Source organism: Myxococcus llanfairpwllgwyngyllgogerychwyrndrobwllllantysiliogogogochensis, from assembly GCF_006636215.1.
Lineage (GTDB): Bacteria > Myxococcota > Myxococcia > Myxococcales > Myxococcaceae > Myxococcus > Myxococcus llanfairpwllgwyngyllgogerychwyrndrobwllllantysiliogogogochensis.
Genome location: NZ_VIFM01000603.1, coordinates 1 through 640 on the forward strand (window position 1 = coordinate 1; position 640 = coordinate 640).

Annotated in this window: 1 protein-coding gene; it reads right to left on the reverse strand. The window is 72.0% G+C overall.

Features of this window, described 5'->3' with window-relative positions; genetic code table 11:
• On the reverse strand, nt 1-640 hold a 640-nt coding region (locus FJV41_RS49565; protein WP_281291660.1), incomplete at both ends, for a ligand-binding sensor domain-containing protein.

Here is a 640-nt window from a genome sequence, read left to right on the forward strand (position 1 = left end):
TCTCCGTGCCCACCCACACCGTGCCGTCCGCGTCCGCCAGCAGCGCCAGCACCACCTCGCCGGGCAGCCCGTCCTTCAGCGTGAAGCGGTGCAGGCCCTTGCCCTCCTCGAAGCGCCACAGCCCTCCTTCGGAGCCCAGCCACACCGCGCCGGAGGCGTCCTCGGCCATGACGATGATGGGTTCCGTCGACAGCCCCTGCCGCTCGCCGAACACCGTGACGTCGCCGCCCCGCACCCGCGCCAGCCCCTCGCGCGTGCCGAACCACTGCGTCCCACGCGAGTCCACCAGGATGGACGTCACCACGTGGTCCGGCAGCCCCTGCACGCGCGACGACTTCGCGAAGCGCTGCCCGTCGTAGCGGAACGCCCCCGCCTTGGAGCCCACCCACAGCGTGCCGTCCGGCGCCTCGTGCAACGCGGTGATGACCGGGTCCGTGCCTCCCTCGAAGTCCTCCATGCGGTGGATGCGCCCGTCGCGCAGGTAGAACAACCCGCCGCCCACCGTGCCCAGCCACACCGTGCCCCGCTTGTCCTGCAACACCGTGCTGACCGTCTCGTTGCTCAGGCCCTCCGGAGCGCCGTACGTGGCGAACGGGCCGTCGCGCAGGCGGAACAGCCCCGAATAGGTGCCCACCCACAG